This is a genomic window from Ruegeria sp. CE8 (assembly GCF_056537465.1).
Map to the genome: position 1 here is coordinate 48,067 of NZ_JBQFRP010000003.1, position 23,021 is coordinate 71,087.

Genomic DNA, 23,021 nt, shown 5'->3' on the forward strand with positions numbered 1-23,021 from the left:
TCAGGCCAGTCCGGGCAGCAAGACCTTGAGGCCAGCCGCGATCATCCCGATCGCGATGGCCGACAGGATCATGCCCATGAACCGGCTCATGATGACGCGCGCGTTTTCGGACAGGCGTTTCGCTATGGCCGAAGCGTTCCAGAACGTCACGAACAGCAGCAACAGAACGATCAGAAAAACACCTGCGTAAACAGTGGCATCGATGGTGTTTTTGATATGGTGCGCATACAGGATCAGCGTCGTTATCGTGCCCGGTCCCACAAGAATCGGGAAGGCCAGCGGGTAAAAGGCAACGGTGTCCGGTTCGGGATAGGACTGCCGTTCCCCTTCGGTCCCATGGTGCGACGTGCTGGGTTTGCCGTTCAGCATGTTCAGCCCGATCATCAGGACAACCAGACCGCCAGCGACGCGCAGATCATCCACGCTGATACCAAACAGGCCCAGCGTCTGGTTGCCAATGGCCGCAAACGCACCGCCGAGGATCAGGCAGTAGATGGCGGTCTTCGTCGCAACCTTTCGTTGCTCGGCAGGTGGCAAGCCGTCCGTGACGCTGAGGAAAACCGGCAGGTTCGTAATGGGATTCATGATCGCAAAAAGCGCTCCGAAAAATCCTACGGCAAGGGTGCTGTCCATTCCAAAAGTCTCTTTGCGGCCTGTAAACAATTGGAACCTGTCCTATTTTTACCGTTCGTGAAAGAGGCATCGTGAGCAGAAGGAAAAGACGATGACAGGAAAATTGCTTGCGATCATTCTATTGGTCTCGGCTGTTGTGGCCGGTGTCGGGATGTATTACCTGCAGATTTACGGCTTTTACTATGATGTTGAATCCAAGCCGGGGCAGGACGTCATGTTGGCGACGGAAGGTGGCGAAGAGCCCACGCCGATTTCCTACAGCGCGTTTCAGGCGATTAACGCAGACAGCTCTCCTATCCGCTACCGAGCCTGTTTCGAAACCGATTTGACGCCTGCGCAGATCCAGGAAACCCATATCGTCGTCGAGGATGCAGAGCCGCTGACAGCACCCGGGTGGTTCGATTGCTATGACGCAGTCGCATTGGCGGATGCCCTGAAATCCGGCGATGCCAAAGCATTCATGGGAGCCAAGAACATCCATTTTGGTGTTGATCGTATTGTTGCGGTTACAAATGACGGTAAAGGATATGTCTGGCACGTCCTGAACAATTGCGGGGAAAAGGCATATGACGGCACCGTGATTGGCGAGGAATGCCCGGACCGGCCACAGAATTGAGGACAGGATGACTGCCGAAACCCTGCAGATACCCGATTTTCTAACAGCCACGCTGGGATTTGCGGTGTATCTTCTTGGGGCCGAGATCAACACGCGCATCGCCACACTGCGTCAATTCAACATTCCCGAACCCGTTACGGGCGGATTGCTGGCCTCTCTGGTCGTGCTGTTTCTGTATCTGGTCTTCGATATTGAACTGTCCTTTGATCTTGCAACACGGGATTTCCTGTTGGTGGTGTTCTTTGCAGGTATCGGGTTGAATGCGCGGATTTCCGATTTGATTTCGGGTGGTAAGCCACTGTTTTTGCTGCTGATACTGACGTTGATCACGATCGTAGCGCAAAATGGGATCGGCGCGCTGGGGGCGTCGATGTTTGGCTACCCGGCACAGGCTGGGGTTCTCTTCGGCTCGGCTGCGCTGATCGGTGGACACGGCACCGCAATTGCCTGGGCGCCAGAAGTGGCGGAGGCCACCGGCCTGGACGGGGCGACTGAATTGGGGGTCGCTGTCGCAACGCTCGGGCTGGTGCTGGCCGCACTGGTCGGGGGTCCGATTGCAAGGCTTCTGGTCGAAGGGCGCAACCTCAACCCCGCGCGTCCTGATGAAGAGCATACTGTGGGCCTGCCCGCCGACGGGGATGATGCGTCCAGCAGGATCGACCACCTGTCGATCATGCGGGTTCTGCTGTTCCTCAACCTGGCAATCATCGCGGGGTATTCGCTGGGCGAGGCAATCAGCGCTGCCGGTCTGAAGCTGCCTCTGTTCGTCCCCTGTCTGATTATGGGCATTGTGATTGCAAACCTGCGCGCCTGGCTTGCGCCCAACCGGCCACCGGTCGAACGCACGCCTTCGTTGGCGCTGATCTCTGAATTTTCGCTGGGTGCCTTTCTGGCGATGTCTCTGATGAGCCTGCAGCTTTGGACCATCGCGGAGCTCGGCCTGGCGATCGTGGTTATCATGTCCGCCCAGACGCTGTTCACAGTTGCCTTCGTGATCTGGGTTCTGTTTCCTGTCATGGGCTCCAACTATCGCGCCGCCGTTCTGGCCGCCGGGTTCGGAGGTTTTGCTCTGGGTGCCACCCCGACCGCTATTGCAAATATGACCGCAGTCACCAAGCGATATGGCCCATCGCCTATTGCCTTTATCGTGCTGCCCCTTGTATCCGCATTCTTTGTGGATATCGCTAATGCCATCGTCATTCAGACGATCGTCAATTTCTAAGGACCGAATATGCCCGACCTGCTGATCGAATTGTTTTCCGAGGAAATCCCCGCGCGCATGCAGACCCGCGCCGGTGAAGACCTGAAAAAGCGGATCACCGATGGTTTGGTCGAGGCTGGTTTGACCTATGCTTCTGCCGCTTCGCTGACAACACCGCGCCGTTTGACGCTGGCGGTAGAAGGGTTGCTGGCCGAAAGCCCCACCACCCGCGAAGAACGCAAAGGTCCGAAAGTGGGCGCGCCGGACAAAGCCATCGAGGGCTTCCTGCGCGGCGCAGGTCTGAACCGCGATCAGCTGGAAGAACGCGAAACACCCAAAGGTGCGGTCTATTTCGCCACCATCGAAAAACCCGGCCGTCCGGCGGCTGAGATCATCGCCGAGGTTCTCGAGGTGACGATCCGCAACTTCCCCTGGCCGAAATCGATGCGCTGGGGCAGTGGTGGTTTGCGCTGGGTGCGCCCGCTGCACTCGATCCTGTGCATTCTGACCGACGAGACCGGCGCGCAGGTTGTGCCGATGGAGATCGACGGCATCAAGACCAGCGACACTACCGAAGGCCACCGGTTCATGGCACCGGGGCGTTTTGCCGTGTCGTCCTTCGAGGATTATGCCGCCAAACTGAAGCGCGCCTTTGTTGTGCTGTCGCCTGCGGAGCGCGCAGAGCACATCTGGAACGACGCCCAGAATCTTGCCTTTGCGGCGGGACTGGAAGTGGTCGACGACAAGGGCCTGCTGGCCGAGGTTGCCGGTCTGGTCGAATGGCCCGTGGTCTTGATGGGCCAGATCGATGACGAGTTTCTGGAACTGCCGCCCGAGGTTCTGCAGACCTCGATGAAAGAGCATCAGAAGTTCTTCTCGGTTCGCAATCCCAAGACCGGCCGGATCGAACGGTTCATCACCGTTGCCAACCGCGAAACCACCGACAATGGCGCGACCATCCTGGCGGGGAACCAAAAGGTTTTGTCGGCGCGTCTGGCCGATGCCAAGTTCTTCTGGGAGAATGACCTGCGCGTTGCCAAATCGGACATCGCCCAATGGACCCGCGCGCTGGAGAATGTGACGTTCCACAACAAGCTTGGCACGCAAGCGGAACGGATCGACCGTATTGCCGCGTTGACCCGTGAGTTGGCCTCAGTAACTGGCGCAGATGCCGATCAGGCCGAGAAAGCCGCGCGTCTGGCCAAGGCCGATCTGAGTTCCGAGATGGTCTATGAATTCCCAGAGCTTCAGGGGCTTATGGGGCGGTACTACGTCGAAGCCGCAGGCGAAGACGCCGCCGTGGCCGCCGTGGCGGAGGAGCATTACTCGCCGCTTGGCCCTTCCGATGACGTCCCGACCGCACCGCTGTCGGTGACCGTAGCACTGGCCGACAAGCTGGACACGCTGACCGGATTCTGGGCGATTGATGAGAAGCCGACCGGCTCGAAAGACCCGTTTGCGCTGCGTCGCGCGGCGTTGGGCGTGACACGGTTGATACTTGAAAACGATTTGCGTCTAACTTTGGATCGGCTTTTTGACAGCCAGTTGATACGTGCAGAAAGTGCCATCAACGATTCCTTGCCGAAATCGAATGTTGAAGATCTGTTGGACGAAATTGCGGATCACGGTGTCTTCGGTGCGGCCTTCCAAGCGGTCAAAGACAAGCTAGGAGACAGCCCGGCTGCTGATTTTCTACGACTGGAAAACAGTGTTCCAGACGCGTCCGACGATCTTCTTTCTTTTTTCCACGACCGCCTCAAGACCTTCCTTCGCGACGAAGGCATCCGCCACGACATCATCGACGCCTGTATCGCGATGGAGGGGAATGACGACCTCAACCTGTTGGTCAAACGTGCCCGCGCTCTGAACGAGGTGATCTCGACCGAGGATGGCGAGAACCTCGTGCAGGGCTTCAAGCGCGCCAACAATATCCTGACGCAAGCCGAGGAAAAGGACGGGGTCGAATATTCCTATGGTGCCGATATCAAGTTTGCAGAGACCGAAAGTGAAAAGGCTCTGTTCGGCGCGTTGGAAGCTGCACAGGCCAAGATTGATCCGGCGCTGACGGCCGAGGATTTCCCCGCCGCCATGTCGGCCATGGCCGATCTGCGCGGCCCGGTGGATGCGTTCTTTGAGGATGTTCAGGTCAATACGGACAACGACATCCTGCGCCGTAACCGTCTAAACCTGCTGAGCCAGATCCGTCAGGTCTGTTCCAGTGTTGCCGATCTGAGCCGCATCGAAGGCTGATCCAGAACGCCCTTGCGCCATTGGTGCAGGGGCTTATGCTGCGTGCAAACCAAAAGGTGCCGCAGTGCAGAATAATCCGAATACCACGCTGATCACGTCCGAAGCCCCCGTTGCCGCCAATACCCATGGCGGCCGGGCGAAATGCCTGCAACGTCTGGTCCGGTTGGACCTGCCGGTGCCGCGGACGGTTGCCTTGTCGTTTGACGCCGTTCATCAGATCTCGGACGGGTTGGTGCCGGACATTAGCGCCATTCTTGACCAGTTCGACCAGACCGCTCTGTTATGTGTTCGACCCAGCTCTGAAGACCCGGACTGGGGCGGCCCGGGAGCCATTCTGAACATCGGCATGAATGATGCACGCTATGTCGACCTGTCGGATTCAATGGGTGTCGAAGCAGCCGCTGCGCTGTACCTGCGCTTTGTGCAAAGCTACGCCGTTCATGTTGCCCGCCTTGACCCGGACGTGTTCGACGAGATCGAAGCGGATGGGCGCGAGGGGCTGAAGGAATCTCTGCGCGCCTATGAGGACGAAACCGACGAAGCCTTTCCGCAGGATCGGGGCGAGCAGTTGATCGCTGTTCTGCGCTCAATGGCGCGGGCATGGGATGGCACCTCGGCCCGGTTGCTGCGTCAGGCCAAGGGTGCGCCTGCGGATGCGGGGCTGGGGCTTGTGATCCAAGAGATGATCCCGGGCGTCGGTCAGGGCGAGTGCGGGTCGGGGGTTCTGCAGCTGATCGATCCGACGACCGGATTGCCTCAGATAACCGGTCGGTATCTTAGCCAGAGCCAGGGCAGGGACGCGTTGGGAGAAGGCGTTGCCGCGCTTTACCTTGAGAAGGACCCGCGCGGAGCGTCTTTGGAAGATGTCGCGCCCGAGGCGTTTGCAGATCTAAAAGCGCATGCGGCGCTGATGCGGATCAAGCTGCGCGAGGAAATGCAGGTCGAGTTTGTGATCGAAAACGGCCATGTTCATATTTTGGATGGCGTGCGTGTGCAGCGCAGTGCCCGGGCTGCGATGCGGATCGCCGTGCGTTTGGCCGAGGACGGTATTATCCCGCCACAAGAGGCGGTGATGCGGGTCGATCCGCACTCGCTGAATGAGTTGCTGCACCGGCAAGTCCATCCGGATGCGCGTCGGGACACGCTGACCACCGGTATCGCCGCCAGCCCTGGCGCAGCGACAGGCAAGATCGTGTTCACCTCGGCTGAGGCGCAGGCAAGCGCCGCGCGGGGCGAGCCCTGCATTCTGGTGCGCCGTGAGACGTCTCCGGAAGACGTGCGTGGGATGCATGCAGCGGTGGCCGTGCTGACCGAAAAGGGCGGCATGACCAGCCATGCGGCGGTGATTGGCCGTGGTTTGGGGCTGCCCTGTATCGTCGGTGCGTCAGAGATGCGCTTTCAGACCAAGGCAAAACAGCTGACCGCACCGGACGGGCGCGTTTTCAAGACGGGCGACACACTGACTATCGACGGCAGTTCGGGGCAGGTGCTGGCTGGGATGCCGACTATGCTGGAAGCCGCCTTGGATGACTGTTTCCAAACCCTGATGGGTTGGGCCGACCAAGAGCGCGACATTGCAATTCGCGCCAACGCCGACACGCCGGCTGACGCGCAAACTGCGCGGAATTTCATGGCGCAGGGAATCGGGCTGTGCCGGACCGAGCACATGTTCTTTGATCCCGGTCGTCTGATCGTGATGCGCGAGATGATTTTTGCGCAAACGTCCTCCGGCCGTGCAGCTGTGCTGGAACGCTTGCTGCCGATGCAGCGCGACGACTTTGTGCAGCTATTCAGAATCATGGAAGGGCAGCCCGTCTGCATCCGCCTGTTCGATCCGCCATTACACGAATTCCTGCCGACTACGCGCGGAGGGCAGCACGAGCTGGCCGAGGCTTTGGATTTGCCGGTCTCGGATGTCGAGCGCCGCGTCGCCGCAATGACCGAGTACAACCCGATGCTGGGCCTGCGTGGTGTTCGTCTGGGTGTCACAGTGCCGGAAATCTATGACATGCAGGCGCGTGCGATTTTCGAGGCGACGCTTGAGGCCAGCAAAGATGGTGCGCCGGTCGTGCCAGAGGTGATGATCCCGCTGGTGTCCGCCAAGCGCGAGGTTGAACTGGTCAAGGCGCGCATCGATTCTGTGGCTGCCTCCGTCGCTGCCGAACGCGGGCAGGAGTTCGAATACCGACTGGGCGTGATGGTCGAAACTCCGCGGGCTTGCCTGCGGGCCGATGAGATCGCGCCACAGACTGCGTTTCTGAGTTTCGGCACCAACGACCTGACACAGATGACCTACGGGCTGTCTCGGGATGATGCGGGCCGGTTCATGTCGGCCTATGTGCGGCAGGGTGTCTTTGTCGAAGATCCGTTTCATGTGCTGGACCCGGACGGGGTAGGTGAGCTTCTTAAACTTGGGGCTGAACGTGGACGGCAGGCACAACCGGATGTGACCCTTTCGGTTTGCGGTGAACATGGCGGTAACCCCGAATCAATCGCCATTTGCCGTGATTTGGGGTTTGACTATGTGTCCTGTTCCCCCTTCCGAGTCCCCGTCGCTCGGCTGGCTGCCGCTCAACTGGCGATTTCGTCCAGACTTGGGGGTTGACAGCCAACTCCGAAACTAGAATTAGTAGGAGACAGAGAGCGCCGTCGTCAAATATTGTTGACGAAACGGCGATTTTCCACTTGCTTTTTCCTCAGAACTGGACGTGGCCGATTGAATTCGGTAAGAGCCTCGTCGCGCCCGCCGGGGGAGGGTATGGCGCAGAATGTGCCTGTGCGAGGTTATCTGATGCTACGATACATAATGGCTGTTGCCACGATGGCGGCAACCGTGCTGCCGAGTGTTTCTTTCGCTGAGAAAGAAGCCACCGAATCTGCCAAACGTGAGCTTGTGACCCGGAGCGAACTGCCGGGACAAAACTTTCGCGACTATCTGAATCTGTTCAAGCCCCGAAAGGCGCCTGTACTGCAAAAAGTCTCTTACTCGAAGGCTTGGCTGGATCAGTTGCCAAAGGCTAACGGGGATGAGCACTTTAAATGCTTGGCCGAAGCGCTGTACTTTGAAGCGCGCGGCGAAAGCGTCCGCGGGCAGTTTGCCGTGGCCGAAGTGATCCTGAACCGGGTCGAAAGTGGCCGCTTTCCGAACTCGCTCTGCGGGGTGATCAAGCAGGGGACGGGCAAGAAGTACCAGTGCCAGTTTACCTACACCTGCGACGGCCAAAAGGAAGTGATCCGCGAGAAAAAGGCCTATGAGCGTGTTTCCAAGGTCGCGCGCGCCGCAATCGACGGTGTTGGCGTTGGGCTGACCGAAGGGGCGACCCACTACCACACCAAAGCGGTGCGCCCGTCCTGGTCGCGCGTCTACAAAGAAACTGCGCGGATTGGCGTTCACATTTTCTATCGCCACAACTACCGCACTGCGAGCAACTGATTGACGCACCCGCGCTGGAACCTTGATGGCGCGGGTCGTTTTATGACCTAAGTAGCGGACCAGGAGGTCCGCCATGATGTTAGCCCGCAGACGGTTTCTGCAAACTTCGACCGCTTTGTTGCTGCTGCCCAAGGCTGCGCAGTCGGTCGGGGCTGATCTGGTCGCGCAAGAAGCAATGCAGCAGATCGCGCCGGACGGTTATCCAGCTACTCCCGTTTGGACTTATGGCGGCGGCGTTCCCGGTGTGGAAATCCGATTGCCTCAGGGGCAGCGTGTCAGCCGAACGCTGGTCAACAAGCTTCCTCAGCCGACCGCAGTACACTGGCATGGTATTCGGATCGACAATGCTATGGACGGCGTACCGGGGCTGACGCAGGAGGCCGTCGAGCCCGGAGGGAGTTTCGATTACGACTTCCTGGTCCCGGATGCCGGGACATATTGGTACCACTCGCACAATCGATCTGTTGAGCAAGTGGCACGCGGCCTTTATGGACCACTGATCGTTGAAGAAGCCAGCCCGTCGGATGTTGATCAGGATCTGACGTTGATGCTCGACGACTGGCGACTTGATCCGGAAACCGCGCATATCGTCAATGATTTCGACAATGGGCACGACCTCAGCCATGCGGGGCGGCTGGGCAACCTTGTGTCTGTCAATGGCGGCTTTGATCCCGCATATTCCGTCGGATCGGGTGAACGGTTGCGATTGCGTCTGATCAACGCTTCAAACGCCAGGATTTTTGATGTGGCATTGGACGGGCTGACCGGCTGGGTTGTAGCCTTGGACGGGATGCCGTTGGCTGAGCCAATGCCAGTTTCGGATAGTTTTCCTCTTGCCCCGGCGCAGCGGGCTGACCTTTTCGTGGATGTTACCTCTGCTGCTGGCGATGTCGCCAGTCTCGTCAGCGTCGAAAGGGATGGGGGATTTGGGCTTGCGCGGTTCCCGATTTCCACCGGATCCGCAGCAAAACGGCGGCAGGGTATTGAGCCGTTGCCCGCGAATAACATGCCGGATCTTCAGATTGATGCCGCACCCCTGCACCGCATGGTTTTGCAGGGCGGTGCAATGCGCTGGCTTGAAAGCGCCAGCCTGGGGGATACCGAATTGACCGGCCGAGAGTTGGCCCAGTTGGGCCGGTTCTGGGCATTGAACGGGTATGCGGAGCGCCCCAAAGATCCGTTTCTCGACGCCAGTTTGGGCCAGACTTTTCGGGTTGAGTTTGTCAACGAAACGGCCTTTCCCCATGCGATGCACTTGCACGGCCACCATTTCCGGCTAGTCCTGCCGGACGGCAGCTTGGGGCCTTGGCGTGACACGATATTGGTCGAGCGGGGCCAGACCCGACAAATTGCGCTTGTTACCGACAATCCCGGCGATTGGCTGCTGCATTGCCATATGCTCGGGCATGCCTCTTCGGGTATGATGAGCTGGTTCCGGGTCACCTAACGCCGCATTCGGTGGCTGGAAAGACGCATGTCGCGGTGTTATACGCGCGCGCATCGTTTAGTTTGGGCAAACACGTCCACGAAGCCCGAAAAGGTTTGCCGCATGAGTTCTGAAATCCGTCTCGCCTTTGCGCATCCGTCCGAGCGGTCCGAAGCGACCGCCACCCGGGGGCCGCTGGATCGTATTTCGCTGCGCGACCACATCGTCGAGGTTGAGATCGGTGCTTTCCAGGCCGAGCGCGGAACGACGCAGCGCATTTGCTTTAACATCGTGGTTGAAGTGCGCCCGTTGACTGACCCGATCGACGATGACGTGGATCGCATTCTGTCCTATGACCGTGTGACCGAAGCCATCGCATATGAGCTCGCGGCTGAGCGTCTCAATCTGCTTGAAACCCTTGCGGACCGCGTGGCAGAGAGGATTCTGCTTGAACCTCAGGCTGTAAGGGCTTTTGTTAGAATAGAAAAACTGGATCGTGGTCCCGGTGCATTGGGCGTCGAGATTGTGCGCGGAAAGGATGCCCTCCACCACGACATGGTCGAGGAAGAACGGCCGCATCCGCGTTTGGTTTTTCTGTCGAACGAAGCAATTGGCTCACCCAACCTGACCGGTTGGATTGATCAACTGGAAAACCGCCAGCGCCCGCTGATCCTTTGTGTCGGCGCGTCGGAAATGCCCGTCGCTCAGACAGGTCACGCGATGACCCAGCGCCGGATTGATCTGCTGGCGATCGAACAGAACGCATGGGTTCTGGCGGCACGCGATCATCGTTGTGTCGTTGTGTCGACGCGGACTGAGTTGGATTGGGCCATGAAGAACGGCCAGATCTGCGTCTGGGCACCATCGAAAATCGTGTTGGACGCCGTTGATGGCCCGTCTGCCGCACCATCGGATGCCGTCGCGCTGGCCGCGTGGTTCGCAGCCACATTCGAGGCAAGTGAGATGCTGGTGATCGGCGGTGCGCTGCCTGATGCGCCGAAAACGCCCTTGCGTGCTGTGCCTGTGGATCAGGCGCAACTGTGACCGAGTACTTCCGGCCTTTGATTCAGCATGGTGCGAACCGGCCTTCGGGTGCGGTGCCTTTGGCTGGGCAATCGCTGTGGTTCACCCATGTTGAACGGCTGAGCCGATCAGAAACGCCGCAGATCCTTGCGGCACAGGATGTCCCACAAGACGCTCTGAGCCGCCTGACGCGTCCGCGCGCGGACATTGCGGGTCTATCCATGGATCGACCGCGCATCATGGGTATTCTGAACGCGACACCGGACAGCTTTTCGGATGGAGGAGTGCACAACTCGGTCCAGGCCGCGTTGTCTGCGGCGGAGCATATGGTGTCTCAGGACGTCGCCATTCTGGATATCGGCGGCGAATCGACCCGGCCAGGCGCGACTTTCGTGCATGAAGGTGAGGAGATCGCCCGGACCCGTCCGCTGATCGAAGCCATCAGAACCCACACTGACGCGTTGGTGTCCATCGATACGCGCAAATCCGCCGTTGCCAAAGCCGCGTGGGAGGCCGGAGCAGGGCTGATCAACGATGTGTCCGGCTTTACATTCGACCCGGAACTGGCTCCGTTTTGCGCCGAAGTCGGCGCTCCGGTTTGCGTGATGCATATGCAGGGCGATCCGGCCACAATGCAGGACGATCCGACCTATGACGACGTTCTGCTGGACGTGTACGATTTTCTTGAAGGGCAAGTGGCCTATCTCGAAAAGCTCGGGTTGAACCGGGATCAGATTGTGGTCGACCCAGGCATAGGCTTTGGCAAAACCGAGGCGCATAACCTTGCCTTGCTGCAGGGTATCAGTTTGTTCCACGGGTTGGGCTGTCCGATTCTGTTGGGCGTGTCCCGAAAAGGACTTATTGGCCAGATTGGCAAAGAGCCGCGCAAGGACGCTCGGGCACCGGGATCAATCGCCGTCGGGTTGGCCGGATTGTCACAAGGCGTGCAGATTCTGCGCGTGCATGACGTAGCCGAAACAGCTCAGGCCTTGCGCCTGTGGGCTGCCGTCCGGTAATCCGGTCGCAGGCAAGAAATAACGGAGTGAAGTAATGCGCAAGCTGTTCGGAACCGATGGTGTGCGGGGCACCGCCAATACGCATCCGATCACGGCCGAGATGGCTTTGCGCATCGGGGCTGCCGTGGGGCGGTATTTCCGCCGCGACCAGTCCGGCGCGCACCGGGTCGTTATCGGAAAGGATACGCGCCTGTCGGGCTATATGCTGGAAAACGCGTTGACCGCCGGACTGACATCGACCGGTATGAACGTGTTGTTGCTTGGTCCGGTGCCGACACCAGCTGTTGGTCTGATGACGCGATCCATGCGTGCGGATTTGGGGGTCATGATTTCGGCCAGTCACAACCCGGCCGAGGACAATGGCATCAAGTTCTTTGGGCCGGATGGCTACAAGCTGTCGGACCAGGCCGAGGTCGAGATCGAAAAACTGATCGAAGAGGGTGTCAAGCCCGCGCAGGCCCAGAATATCGGTCGCGCCCGCCGAGTAGACGACGCTCGGTTCCGTTATGGTGAACGCGTAAAGTCATCGCTCTCCCGCGACTTGCGACTGGACGGGCTGAAGGTCGTGGTCGATTGCGCCAACGGCGCGGCACACCGAACAGCGCCCGAGGTTCTTTGGGAGTTGGGTGCGGACGTGATCCCGGTGGGAATCGCGCCAAATGGCAAGAACATCAACCTGAATTGCGGATCAACCAACCCGCAGCTGGCTGCAGAGACGGTTGTGGCCCATGGTGCCGATGTCGGCATTTGCCTGGACGGTGATGCTGATCGCGTTGTCATGGTCGACGAGCATGGACAGGTGGCGGACGGCGATCAGTTGATGGCGCTTTTGGCGACAAGCTGGGCCGCGGCGGATCGCCTTAAAGGTGGCGCACTGGTTGCAACCGTGATGTCGAACCTGGGGCTGGAGAGGCACCTGACCGAACATGGACTGCGTTTGGAGCGGACGGGTGTCGGAGATCGATACGTTGTGGAGCGGATGCGCGAAGGCGGGTTCAACCTGGGCGGAGAGCAATCGGGCCACATCGTCATGAGCGATTACGCGACAACCGGTGATGGTCTGATGGCCGGGCTCCATTTCCTGGCCGAGATGGTCAATACGGGTCTTAAGGCATCAGAGTTGTCGGTCCAGTTCGAAACCGTGCCGCAAATGTTGAAAAACGTGCGCTACGGTGAAGGGCAGACTCCGCTCGAAGCGGCCAGCGTTCAGGCGGCGATTGCCGATGCTGAATCACGGCTGAACGGGCAGGGGCGTCTGCTGATCCGCAAGTCTGGAACGGAACCTCTGATCCGGGTTATGGCGGAGTGCGAGGACGACGCCCTGTTAACGCAAGTTGTCGATGGGATCGTCGCCGAGGTCGAAGCAGTCGCGGGTTAACGCCCGATCAGCATTTTGCGCAGGCTGAACCACTGGCTTATGGCCAGTCCGGTCAGGATCATGGCAAGCGCCACGTAAAAGCGCAGCGGCAGTGCTTCGGACAGGACCCACGCGCCAAAAACCATTGACCAGATCGGTACTTGGTAGTTGACCAGTGTCATGAACACCGATCCCGCACTGCGAATTACGGAGACTCGTAGCAGCGTTGCGAATGCAGTGGGTACAAGTCCGAGCACGATGATGGCAACGCTGGGGCGGCTTCCTTCCCAGGTTGGCACGCCTTCGGTTACGAACATGATTGGCAGCAGGATTACCGCTCCGACCAGCAGGGTCAGCGCGGCCAGAACGACCGGATCAATCGGCGGGCATTGTCGCGTCAGGATCGACGCGCAGGAGTAGCACAGCGCAGCGCCAATGCAGGCCAATTGGGCTAGTGGTTCCGACCCTTGGCCAAGTTGTGTCAAACCGGGGCCGATCAACACCAATGCACCACAGAAACCGAGGGTGACGCCCACGAACCGACGTAAGTTCAAAGGCTCGTCCGAAAAGAAATGCGCAAGCGGCAGCACCATTAGGGGAATCGCTGCCATGGACAGCCCGGCAAAGGCCGACGGCACGTATTGCTGCCCCCAGCTCAGCAGAACGAAGGGCAGTGCAGTTGACAGGATTCCGATTATTATGACCGACGTCCAAAGGGCTGCTGACCCGGAAGGTAGTTTGCGGTTCGTAACTGCCATCAGCCCCAACAGCATCACTGCACCAAGGGTGGTCCGTGCTGTCGCGACAGTAATCGGCCCGTATCCCTCAAGTGCCATGGCAACAACCATGAAGGTGCCGCCCCAAATGAGGCCCAGGGTAATAACGCCGCTCCAGTCGCGGGATGTCGGGTTCTGGACCATTTGTGGCCTTGGCTCCGAGGGGGACAAAAAAGGGCGACCCGCAGGGCCGCCCTTTCGCGAACTCAGGTTTGGATCAGTTCTTTTCCTTGTCGACCATTTTGCCTGCCGAGATCCAAGGCATCATGGCGCGCAGTTTCGCACCGGTCTCCTCGATCATGTGCTCGTCATTGGCGCGGCGCGACGCTTTGATGGTCGGCTGACCAACAGCGTTTTCCAGCATGAAGTCACGAACGAATTTACCCTGCTGGATGTCGTCAAGAACCTCTTTCATACGCGCTTTGGTTTCGTCGTACTTAAGGATACGCGGGCCGGTGACGTACTGACCGTACTCAGCAGTGTTCGAGATTGAGTAATCCATGTTTGCGATGCCGCCTTCATAGATCAGGTCGACGATCAGCTTCACTTCGTGCAGACACTCGAAGTAGGCCATTTCCGGCGCGTAACCGGCTTCGACCAGCGTTTCAAAACCGCAGCGGATCAGTTCGACCAGACCACCACACAGAACGGCCTGCTCGCCGAACAGATCGGTTTCACACTCTTCGCGGAAGTTGGTTTCGATGATGCCCGAGCGGCCGCCACCGATGGCCGAGCAATACGACAGGCCGATTTCCAACGCTTTGCCGGTTGCGTCGTTGTGTACAGCGACCAGGCAGGGCACGCCGCCGCCTTTGACATATTCGCCACGCACAGTGTGGCCGGGGCCTTTGGGGGCCATCATGATGACGTCGACGCCTTCTTTCGGCTCGATCAGGCCGAAGTGGACGTTCAGGCCGTGAGCAAACGCGATGGCCGAGCCCGGCTTGATGTTGTCGTGGACGTATTTCTTGTAGGTTTCGGCCTGCAGTTCGTCGGGCATGGTGAACATGATAACGTCGCACCAAGCGGCCGCTTCGGCGATGCCCATGACTTCGAGGCCTTCAGCTTCGGCTTTCTTGGCCGATGCGGAACCTTCGCGCAGAGCGACGACAAGGTTCTTCGCGCCAGAGTCGCGCAGGTTCAGTGCGTGGGCGTGCCCCTGCGAGCCATAGCCCAGGATCGCCACTTTCTTGTCTTTGATCAGGTTGATGTCGCAATCGCGATCGTAATAAACGCGCATGTCGCCGGTCCTTTCCGTTTCGATTGCCGAGGTTCTACTGCGAGTTCGCAAGGATTGCGATGCTCATACTCTTGATTTCTGCGCCTGAACGTGAGAATTTATTCGTAATTTATACAGAAAGTAAAAAATTCATGCTCGGTGATGTTGATAGGCGAATCCTGCGCCATTTTCAGGCCGACCCCAGCCTGTCAGCAGGGGAACTGGCCGAGCGTTGCCGGATCAGCCAAGGCGTCTGTTGGCGTCGGCTTGAAAAGATGCAGGCGGCTGGGATCATCCAAGGACAAGAGGCAGTGATTGACTGGGCGACGCTTGGCTACGCGGTCGAGGTTTCGCTGCGCGTTACGCTCGACAAAACGCAGCCACGTGCCTTCGATGAGTTCACGGCCGCCGCCCGACAAGTCCCCGAGGTCATCGAATTTCAAACCTTTTTGGGGCGCGTGGATGTTCGCCTTTCTGTGCTCGCCCGGAACATGTCTCACTATCAGAAGCTGTACCGAGACCGCATTCTTACCCTGCCGCATATCGCGGATATCGAGGCGCTGATGCACATCGCCAGGGTCAAAAGCGAAGAGGTCCTGCCGGTATGACAGACCTTGATGAATTGGACCGAAAGATTCTGCTCGCCCTTGCGCAGGACGCCTCGCAAAGTGCCGGGGCGTTGGGGCGCAAGTTGGGCTTGTCACAACCAGCGACCTGGCGTCGAATTCGGAGGTTGGAAACCGCTGGCGTCATCAAGGGGCGCAGGTTGCGATTGAATGCCGAAGCGCTTGGGTTTGGCGTCACCGTATTCCTCGGTGTGAAACTGGCGCGCAAGGGGCAGATCAGCCTGGAGGACTTTGAGCGTGCAGTAAGCGCCATTCCAGAAGTTCAAACGGTCGAACACGTTTTGGGGCTGTACGATTACCGTCTGCGTGTGGTCGCGCGTGATCTCTCAGACTTTGAACGAGTGCTGCGCCGACGGATCATGACATTGCCCGGCGCAGGGGATGTAGAAGCCAACGTCCTGCTGAGTGAGGAGCGATTGCCCGGCCCGATTGGTTAGGCCGCGTTAATACCGGGTGCGGATGCAATATCCGGGGTGGTGTGTCATCCGTGCAAATGTCATTGGCTGACCGTTTTTCCAGGTGGTGCGTTCCAATTGGATCATAGAAGTGCCCGCGATTGTACCCATGAATTCAGCCAACCGGCCATCGGCTGAAATCGCGCAAAAGGCGACTTCGGCCTCGGTAAAGGGGGCTGCGTGCAACAGCCACTCGTGCGGGCCATGTGTGTTCAGATCGGCATGTTCCACCTCTGGCACCGCATCGATGTTGATCCAGCGTTCCTCTAGCTGAAACGGGCGATTGTCGGCGTAATGCATGCAAATGACGTGCAGGATGCGCGCGTCGGATGTAACGCCTATCTGCGATGCCAACCAGCCGGGGATATCCACGACATTACGCTCGACCAGCGAATAGCGGTAGGTTGCGTTTTGGCCTTCAACTGTCTGGCGTGTCAGGGAAAATTCAAGTTTTGCATGCTTGCTGGGTTCTTTTTTGACTCGCGTTCCGCTTTTGCGTTTTCTTTCTACAAAGCCTTGTTCTGCAAGCTCACGCAGGGCACGGTTGACTGTGGCGCGTGCGCAATTGAACTCTTCGGCAAGTTGCGTTTCCGTCGGCAGCAATGATCCCTGAGGCCAAACGCGGCTTTCGATCCTTCGTTTAACTTCGTCCCGAACAACTTGAAAACTGATCCGCTTATGCGCATTCACGTGTCGAAATACCTTTCTTCCACAAAGTGAACGTATCTGGTCAGAAACACGTCAAAGTGTAAAGGGTTGCTGACACTAATTGGCGTCATTTGTTGTTTCATTGGACGCAAAATTAGTAAATTAGTCGTTAATATTTTGGGTTCCCTTGGGTCAAGATTTGGGTTTGAGTGCTGGCTGAGAGATACGTGCTGGAGGCGTGAGCCAGCAGTCGACAAATCGAAAGGACAAACCATGCCAGCGCTATTGGATACCGTTGACCCCAATGGGCTCGAAGAATTCTCGGTCGTGTTCACGGACCGGTCGCTGAACCACATGTCGGTTCAGTTTCAGCAGGTGATGCGTGACATATCGGGTCTTTTGAAAGAGGTGTATAACGCGGACGGCGTTGCGGTCATTCCAGGTGGTGGCACCTATGGGATGGAGGCCGTGGCCCGGCAGTTCGCGCGCAACGCCAACGTTCTGGTCGTGCGGAACGGGTGGTTTTCCTATCGTTGGAGCCAGATCATCGAAACAGGCGGGCTGACCGCGTCTGCTACTGTGCTCAAGGCGCGCGAGACCGGCAACTCCAGCCCGTCCCCCTTTGCGCCCGCGCCGATCGAAGAAGTCGTCGCCACCATTCGTGAGCAGCGCCCGGACATCGTGTTTGCGCCGCACGTGGAAACTGCGGCCGGCGTCATTCTTCCGGATGACTACGTGACCGCCATGGCAGCGGCGGCGCATGAGGTCGGAGCTCTGATGGTACTGGACTGTATCGCATCCGGCTGCGCCTGGGTTGATATGAAGGCGACTGGCGTGGACGTTCTAATCTCGGCCCCGCAGAAAGGATGGAGCGCGTCGCCTTGCGCCGGTCTGGTCATGTTGTCGGAACGGGCCGAAGCGCGGTTGGAAGAGACAACCTCGGACAGCTTTGCCGTCGATCTGAAGAAATGGCGTCAAATCATGCAGGCCTATGAAAACGGCGGTCACGCCTACCATGCCACCATGCCAACGGATGCATTGAAGGCCTTCCGCGACACGATGATTGAGACCCGCGACTATGGGTTCGAAAAACTCCGCGATGCGCAATGGGCACTAGGCGATGGTGTCCGGGCAATGCTGCGGGACAAAGGTATTGTTTCGGTCGCTGCGGACGGTTTCGGTGCCCCCGGCGTTGTTGTCAGCTACACGTCCGATCCCGAGATTCAGAATGGCAAGAAATTTGGTGCTCTGGGCATGCAGATCGCAGCTGGCGTTCCCCTGCAATGTGATGAGCCCGAAGGGTTCAGCACATTCCGTCTGGGGCTGTTCGGTCTGGACAAGCTGTATGACGTTGACGGCACAATCGCGCGTCTCAAGCGCGTGTTGGACCAGGTTCTGTGACCTTGGGGGGCCTCAGCGTACGCCGAGGCCCATCTGCATGAGTGTCTTGCGAACAGGCGGCAGGGAGTAGAGTGCGTTCAGCCCCATCGCCCGTACGTCCCTCAATGGCCGTGCTTCGATCATCGACGCGCGGTTCAACAGGTCGATGCCTTTGACCCGCATCTCAATCTCGGTGTGGCGCGCCTTGTGATAGGCGTCCAGCATCTGTGCGTCACCCAAACCATCGGGTCGAGCCTGCGCAAGATCCAGCAGGCTGCGCAAATCGCCCAGTGACATGTTCAGGCCTTGCGCACCGATCGGGGGCACCACATGGGCTGCCTCGGCCATCAGTGCAATTCGCTCACCGGACAAGCGCTCTGCGGACTGGCTGATGATCGGCCAGATCGTCCGGCGCGAGGCCAATTTCAACGGTCCGAACAATCCGCAAGACCGCTCGGTCATCAGCGCCTCGAACGCCTCGGGCTCGGTATTCAGCAGTTCAACCGCGCGGGGGCCGCGCTCCATCCACACAATTGCGGACGACGGCTGACCTTGCCAGTCGGGGAGGGGGACCAAGGTGAATGGCCCGCCTGAGCGGTGGATCTCGGTCGAGACGTTTTCATGAGGGATGGGGTGTGTGACCGCAAAGGCCAGTGCCTTTTGGCCATAGCGTGTGGTGTGAACGTTGATCCCAGCCGCTTCTCGCATGGGGGAACTGCGCCCGTCAGCAGCCACCACCAACTTACAGCGGATGCGGCTGCCGTCACTCAGACCAACGCGCGCTTCGGCGGTGCGGGTGAACAGGCTTACTGTTCCGGTCCCGGGGCGGAAGTCAACATTGGGCAGCTCGGCCAGACGTGCTACCATCTCACGCCGCAGCAACCAGTTGGGCAGGTTCCAGCCAAAGGGCTGGTCCGAGATATCGGCGGCGTTGAAATCACGTACAACGCGGGGTTCAGGCACGTCGCCGCCGGCATCGACAATTCGCATGATCTGCAGGGGGGCCGCGTGTGCGTCCAACCGTTGCCACAACCCACATTGTTCAAGAAGCCCATGTGCCGGTTGCAGAAAAGCGGTGGTCCGCAAATCGGATCCGTCTACGTCGCGTTCGGTAATGGGCGGTGAGGGGTCGACGCAGACTACGTCGAACCCGGCAGTTCCAAAGGCCGCCGCAGCAGTCAGTCCGGCGATTCCGCCGCCGGAAATCAGGATGTCACAGCTGTCTTTCATGGCCTTGGCCTCCGTGTCTTGCGCAGAACCTAGTGCGGTTCCGGGGGGCGTGCCAAGTGACATCCTGTCTCGTGTGTTAGCCGCGTGAAATCAGGATGAGGATCAGGAACATAACCGGCACCATCATCACCGCCGGGATATAAAGTCCGGGCAAGCCAAACAACAGGGCCGAGCAGCCCCACATGCTGAAAATCGCAGCTGCGGTATAGCCCCAATCTTCGCCCTTCGCATGAGCGGCATCGCGGGCCATCCAGCCAAACAGGGGAATTGCAAACAACAGGCGCTGCCAGATTGGCAGGCGCCGAGGCATCTCGATCGCGCTCATGGGGTCTCCAGTTCTGTTCGTCGCAGAAGCGCATATAGGGGCGATTTCGCACCTGCAGAATGTGCAGATCGTCGCAGTGTGACAGCCTATCGCAGGCGGGCCAAAAACGCGGTCAAATCATAGGTGTAATGGTGTATGTGATCAGCTTCATGCGGCTCGGGGGCGACATGAACGGTGCGCATTCCCATCGCGTGCGGAGCAGTCAGATTACGTGGGTCATCCTCGAACATTGCTGCCTTGGCGGTATCAATGCCATCCTTGGTAAATATCGCTTCGAACGCGGCTTTTTCGGGCTTTGGCCGGTATCCTGCGTGCTCGACCCCATAGATGGCATCGAACAGCCCACTCAGGCCCCGTGCCTCCAAGACCCGCTCAGCATAAGGCGCACTCCCATTCGTGTAGACGATGCGACGTCCGGGCAGGGACCGGATGTGGTCGGCAAGTTCGGCGTCAGGGTCCATGTGGCTCATGTCCACCTGATGGACGGCATGAAGATACGGATCGGGGTCCAAGTTGTGTTCGGCCATCAACCCGGCCAGCGTGGTGCCATATTGCCGCCAGTAATGCGAGCGAAGCCGATCCGCTTCGACTCGGTCGACGCCAATAGCCTGCACCACGTAATCCGTCATCAGCACCTCGATCTGATCGAACAGGCGCATATGAGGCGGGTAAAGAGTGTTGTCGAGGTCGAACACCCATTGGGTGACGTGAGCAAAGGAAGGTTTGACCATGGCTTTGGGTTTAGGGCGCGGGCGCATGGTTTTCAATGGTGCACTTGATTGCGGGGGCCAGAGGCGGATAGACATGTCCGAACGAGGAGACAAAACACCCCATGCCGCAATCCCGACAACCCAACAAAGACGCCTACAGCCTTATTCTCGAAGCGATTGACGTGGGCGTGTACAAGCCCGGCGACCGATTGGTCGAAAGTGAGTTGGCGGAACGTTTCGGCGTGTCCCGCACACCGATCCGCGAAGCGCTGCAGCGGCTGGAGACGCAATCCCTGCTGGAACGCGACGGGCGTTCGCTGATCGTGGCCTCGTTGGACCACAATCAGATGGCCGAATTGTATGTTGTGCGGCGCGAGCTTGAAGGGTTGGCAGCAAAGCTGGCTGCAAAGCATGCCACCGAGGAAGAAATCAAAGTGCTTCAGGATATGGTTGAAGCAGATGATGCGCTGGTGAACGACCCGTCGGCGCTGTCTCGGGCGAACCGTCGGTTTCATGAACAGATCCATCTGGCCTCGCACAACCGGTATCTGGTGCAGCAACTGGACCTTGTTCATCGGACCATGGCGTTGATGGCGACCACATCCCTGGCCGTCCAGGGGCGCGGTGAGATCGCGCAAAGCGAACACAAAGGCATTGTCGAGGCGATCGCCGCGCGGGATGAAGAGGCCGCCGAACGCGCGCTGAAGGACCATATCTCTGTCGCGTTCATGACACGTCTGAAACAGGATGCGGTGCTGCGCGAGAACTGATTTCTAGAGCGGCTTAACTTCTTCACTGGCCTGCCCATGCTGGGTTTTGTCCCAGAAGAACGGGTTGCTGGCCAATTCCCACAGCGCTTTGTAGGCGGCGAGAACGCCAAGTGGAAAATACAGAGGCATGGTCGGAACCCATAGCATGAGGAACCGCCTTTCCCGAGCGCTAACCGCGAGCATTCCGGCAATCAAATTCGTGAGTTCGGCAGCAAGAAAAAGGCTGAGCAAGGCGTAGAACACACCTTTGGACAAGATTGGATCGAACGGGCCTGCAATGCCCAACGTCGCCAGCCAGAACACCCACAGCACAGGGGCCAGCAGAAACTGACCGATGGTGCCAAGAAAAAACGCCTGGACCCCAAGAAAACGCTTTAGCCCAAGTTCCCTGAGCAAACGCATCGGCGCGCGCATATGAACCAGAAAGGTCACCATGAAACCCTTGAGCCAGCGCGAGCGCTGTTTGACCCATGGCCAAGCGCGAAAGTTCGCTTCTTCATATGTCGTGGTATCGACCATCTCGGTCCGATAACCCGCGCGACTGAGGCGGACACCCAGATCAGCGTCTTCGGTCACGTTGTGGGCATCCCAGCCGCCTAGTTCCAACAGTTTATCTCTGCGGAAAAAGAAGGTCGTGCCGCCAAGCGGAACTACCAGACCCAGACGCGCAATACCCTGCAGGATAATCCGAAACCAGCTGTTGTATTCGATGGTAAAACACCGTGATCGCCAGTTGGTTCGGGGATTGTAGTAATCCAGAACGCCTTGCAAACAGACAACATCCTCACCGGCCCGTGCGAAATGCCCGACGACGCGTTCTATCTGATCGGGCTGCGGAGCGTCCTCGGCATCCCAAACGCCCAGAATGTCGCCACGGCAAAAATTCAGCGCGTAATTCATCGCGCGGGGCTTTGTGGTTAGCCCGTTTAGTTCAGGGACTTCAACGGTACTTATCCAACTGGGCAGATTGACCTTTTTCAGCGCGGTGCGCGTGACATTATCCGAAACTTCGAGAACCAGAATGACGTCGAGCAAGGCTTTGGGATACGTCAGGCGATGAAGCCGCTTTATCAGAGCGCCTGCGATCTCTCTTTCTTTGTAAAGTGGCACCATGACCGAAACACGTGGTAATCGCAGCGGTACCGGAACGGTTTCGGAGTTTGTACGATTCTGCCTGCGTTGCCCAAGGAACGAGAGTAATCCGGCCAGGCGCAAAACCATAAACAGGACCAGGGAAGCAACGGCGGCAGTCAGAAGGATGGTCAGACCGGCAACAGGGAAGGCCGCCAAAAAACAAACGAGCCCGACCAGCGCCACGACAGGCCCCGCGCGGGCCGTTGGCGTCCAGGACCGGCAGCTTTGATCCTCATCAACCCGCGTTTCCGCAGCCTCGGCCAGCGCACCGGAGAAGGTTTGGGCAATTGCCCGATCAATCTGGCTTGCCGACGCAAGCACGGGTGCAATTGTGTGTTCGGTGTCCGACAACGCGGCACGAACAGCAGCAAAGCGATCCGGGCACGCGGTTGCCACCAACAAAATCGGCCCGATGCGCTGCCATGGGACCACATTGTGTTCCAACCAGAAGTCGACTGGTCTGATGTCACACAAATCCCGCGGCGGCGCCATGTTTTCGAGGTCTGCTATTTGCAGGCAGTGCTGTTCCGATAGCGCTTCCATGACCTCCTGGCGGCTGACCCAGCCTTCACCCACAAGAATCTCGCCCAGCGGGGCCTGTTGTCTGGATTGCAGATGCAGCGCTTTTTCCAGTTGCGGGGGAGTAATGCAACCACGCTCAACCAGGCAGGTGCCCAGGGGTTTTCGCGCCCGAACAGAAATCGGCGCGGCGCGCGCGAATTGCTGCAGGTTCAGTTCGACCATAAAAAAACCCTGACGCGGTGACCCGGCGTCAGGGTTGCTCAATCAAGGT

The 23,021-nt window shown here is 58.7% G+C and carries 21 protein-coding genes; 13 read left to right on the forward strand and 8 right to left on the reverse strand.

Going from position 1 to position 23,021, the window contains the following annotated elements:
* A complete protein-coding gene (locus tag ACR0AA_RS05925; protein ID WP_480755642.1) occupies positions 1-633 on the reverse strand; it encodes a MarC family protein in 633 nt (210 codons plus the stop codon).
* Positions 634-724: 91 nt separating this feature from the next.
* On the opposite strand from ACR0AA_RS05925, the gene ACR0AA_RS05930 reads away from it, so the two are divergent.
* From ACR0AA_RS05930 to glmM, 9 genes are all read left to right on the forward strand, one after another.
* Entirely contained in the window at positions 725-1,249 is a 525-nt protein-coding gene (locus tag ACR0AA_RS05930) for a DUF6446 family protein (protein WP_480755643.1), read from the forward strand.
* 7 nt (positions 1,250-1,256) lie between these two features.
* On the forward strand, positions 1,257-2,471 hold the full coding sequence (gltS, locus tag ACR0AA_RS05935; protein WP_480755644.1) for a sodium/glutamate symporter: 1,215 nt from the start codon (positions 1,257-1,259) through the stop codon (positions 2,469-2,471).
* Positions 2,472-2,480: 9 nt separating this feature from the next.
* Positions 2,481-4,700 carry a glycine--tRNA ligase subunit beta gene (glyS, locus tag ACR0AA_RS05940; protein WP_480755645.1) on the forward strand — a complete coding sequence of 740 codons (2,220 nt, stop codon included), beginning with the start codon at positions 2,481-2,483 and terminating at the stop codon, positions 4,698-4,700.
* A 64-nt stretch (positions 4,701-4,764) separates the two neighbouring features.
* On the forward strand, positions 4,765-7,305 hold the full coding sequence (locus ACR0AA_RS05945; protein WP_480755646.1) for a putative PEP-binding protein: 2,541 nt from the start codon (positions 4,765-4,767) through the stop codon (positions 7,303-7,305).
* Between the two features lie 186 nt (positions 7,306-7,491).
* The gene (locus ACR0AA_RS05950; protein WP_480661272.1) at positions 7,492-8,133 is read left to right on the forward strand and encodes a cell wall hydrolase; all 642 of its coding nucleotides are present in this window, start codon (positions 7,492-7,494) and stop codon (positions 8,131-8,133) included.
* Positions 8,134-8,206: 73 nt separating this feature from the next.
* Positions 8,207-9,580, forward strand: a complete 1,374-nt coding sequence (locus ACR0AA_RS05955) for a multicopper oxidase family protein (RefSeq protein ID WP_480755647.1) — start codon at positions 8,207-8,209, stop codon at positions 9,578-9,580.
* A 102-nt stretch (positions 9,581-9,682) separates the two neighbouring features.
* Positions 9,683-10,603 carry a dihydroneopterin aldolase gene (locus ACR0AA_RS05960; RefSeq protein ID WP_480661274.1) on the forward strand — a complete coding sequence of 307 codons (921 nt, stop codon included), beginning with the start codon at positions 9,683-9,685 and terminating at the stop codon, positions 10,601-10,603.
* Positions 10,600-11,598 (forward strand): dihydropteroate synthase, encoded by a 999-nt coding sequence (folP, locus tag ACR0AA_RS05965; protein WP_480661275.1) that lies wholly within the window; start codon positions 10,600-10,602, stop codon positions 11,596-11,598. Before ACR0AA_RS05960 ends, folP begins: the two co-directional genes overlap by 4 nt.
* Positions 11,599-11,632: 34 nt before the next feature.
* Positions 11,633-12,976, forward strand: coding sequence for a phosphoglucosamine mutase (gene glmM / locus ACR0AA_RS05970; protein ID WP_480755648.1), 1,344 nt, complete (start codon positions 11,633-11,635; stop codon positions 12,974-12,976).
* Here the strand turns inward: glmM and ACR0AA_RS05975 are convergent.
* Entirely contained in the window at positions 12,973-13,875 is a 903-nt protein-coding gene (locus ACR0AA_RS05975) for a DMT family transporter (RefSeq protein ID WP_480661277.1), read from the reverse strand. The two genes, glmM and ACR0AA_RS05975, sit on opposite strands and share 4 nt — an antisense overlap.
* Before the next feature lie 73 nt (positions 13,876-13,948).
* Entirely contained in the window at positions 13,949-14,971 is a 1,023-nt protein-coding gene (ilvC, locus tag ACR0AA_RS05980) for a ketol-acid reductoisomerase (protein WP_480661278.1), read from the reverse strand.
* Positions 14,972-15,102: 131 nt separating this feature from the next.
* Here ilvC and ACR0AA_RS05985 point away from each other — a divergent pair, with 131 nt between their 5' ends.
* Together ACR0AA_RS05985 and ACR0AA_RS05990 are read left to right on the forward strand one after the other, a co-directional pair.
* Entirely contained in the window at positions 15,103-15,558 is a 456-nt protein-coding gene (locus tag ACR0AA_RS05985) for an Lrp/AsnC family transcriptional regulator (protein ID WP_480755649.1), read from the forward strand.
* A complete protein-coding gene (locus tag ACR0AA_RS05990) occupies positions 15,555-16,013 on the forward strand; it encodes an Lrp/AsnC family transcriptional regulator (protein ID WP_239337907.1) in 459 nt (152 codons plus the stop codon). Before ACR0AA_RS05985 ends, ACR0AA_RS05990 begins: the two co-directional genes overlap by 4 nt.
* A 6-nt stretch (positions 16,014-16,019) precedes the next feature.
* Here ACR0AA_RS05990 and ACR0AA_RS05995 read toward each other — a convergent pair whose 3' ends face one another.
* Positions 16,020-16,721: a GntR family transcriptional regulator gene (locus ACR0AA_RS05995; protein WP_480755650.1), complete on the reverse strand. Its 702-nt coding sequence runs from the start codon at positions 16,719-16,721 to the stop codon at positions 16,020-16,022.
* A gap of 231 nt (positions 16,722-16,952) precedes the next feature.
* On the opposite strand from ACR0AA_RS05995, the gene ACR0AA_RS06000 reads away from it, so the two are divergent.
* On the forward strand, positions 16,953-18,080 hold the full coding sequence (locus ACR0AA_RS06000; RefSeq protein ID WP_480661282.1) for an aminotransferase class V-fold PLP-dependent enzyme: 1,128 nt from the start codon (positions 16,953-16,955) through the stop codon (positions 18,078-18,080).
* A gap of 12 nt (positions 18,081-18,092) precedes the next feature.
* On the opposite strand, the gene ACR0AA_RS06005 is transcribed toward ACR0AA_RS06000, so the two are convergent.
* From ACR0AA_RS06005 to ACR0AA_RS06015, 3 genes are all read right to left on the reverse strand, one after another.
* Positions 18,093-19,289: a UbiH/UbiF family hydroxylase gene (locus ACR0AA_RS06005; protein WP_480661283.1), complete on the reverse strand. Its 1,197-nt coding sequence runs from the start codon at positions 19,287-19,289 to the stop codon at positions 18,093-18,095.
* A 76-nt stretch (positions 19,290-19,365) separates the two neighbouring features.
* Positions 19,366-19,614 (reverse strand): hypothetical protein, encoded by a 249-nt coding sequence (locus ACR0AA_RS06010; RefSeq protein WP_239337897.1) that lies wholly within the window; start codon positions 19,612-19,614, stop codon positions 19,366-19,368.
* A gap of 86 nt (positions 19,615-19,700) precedes the next feature.
* Positions 19,701-20,345, reverse strand: coding sequence for a pyrimidine 5'-nucleotidase (locus ACR0AA_RS06015; RefSeq protein ID WP_480755834.1), 645 nt, complete (start codon positions 20,343-20,345; stop codon positions 19,701-19,703).
* 101 nt (positions 20,346-20,446) lie between these two features.
* Between ACR0AA_RS06015 and ACR0AA_RS06020 the strand changes: the two genes are divergently transcribed.
* Positions 20,447-21,094, forward strand: coding sequence for a GntR family transcriptional regulator (locus ACR0AA_RS06020; protein ID WP_239337894.1), 648 nt, complete (start codon positions 20,447-20,449; stop codon positions 21,092-21,094).
* Between the two features lie 3 nt (positions 21,095-21,097).
* Here ACR0AA_RS06020 and ACR0AA_RS06025 read toward each other — a convergent pair whose 3' ends face one another.
* Positions 21,098-22,972, reverse strand: a complete 1,875-nt coding sequence (locus tag ACR0AA_RS06025; protein ID WP_480755651.1) for a glycosyltransferase — start codon at positions 22,970-22,972, stop codon at positions 21,098-21,100.
* Positions 22,973-23,021 lie beyond the last annotated feature (49 nt).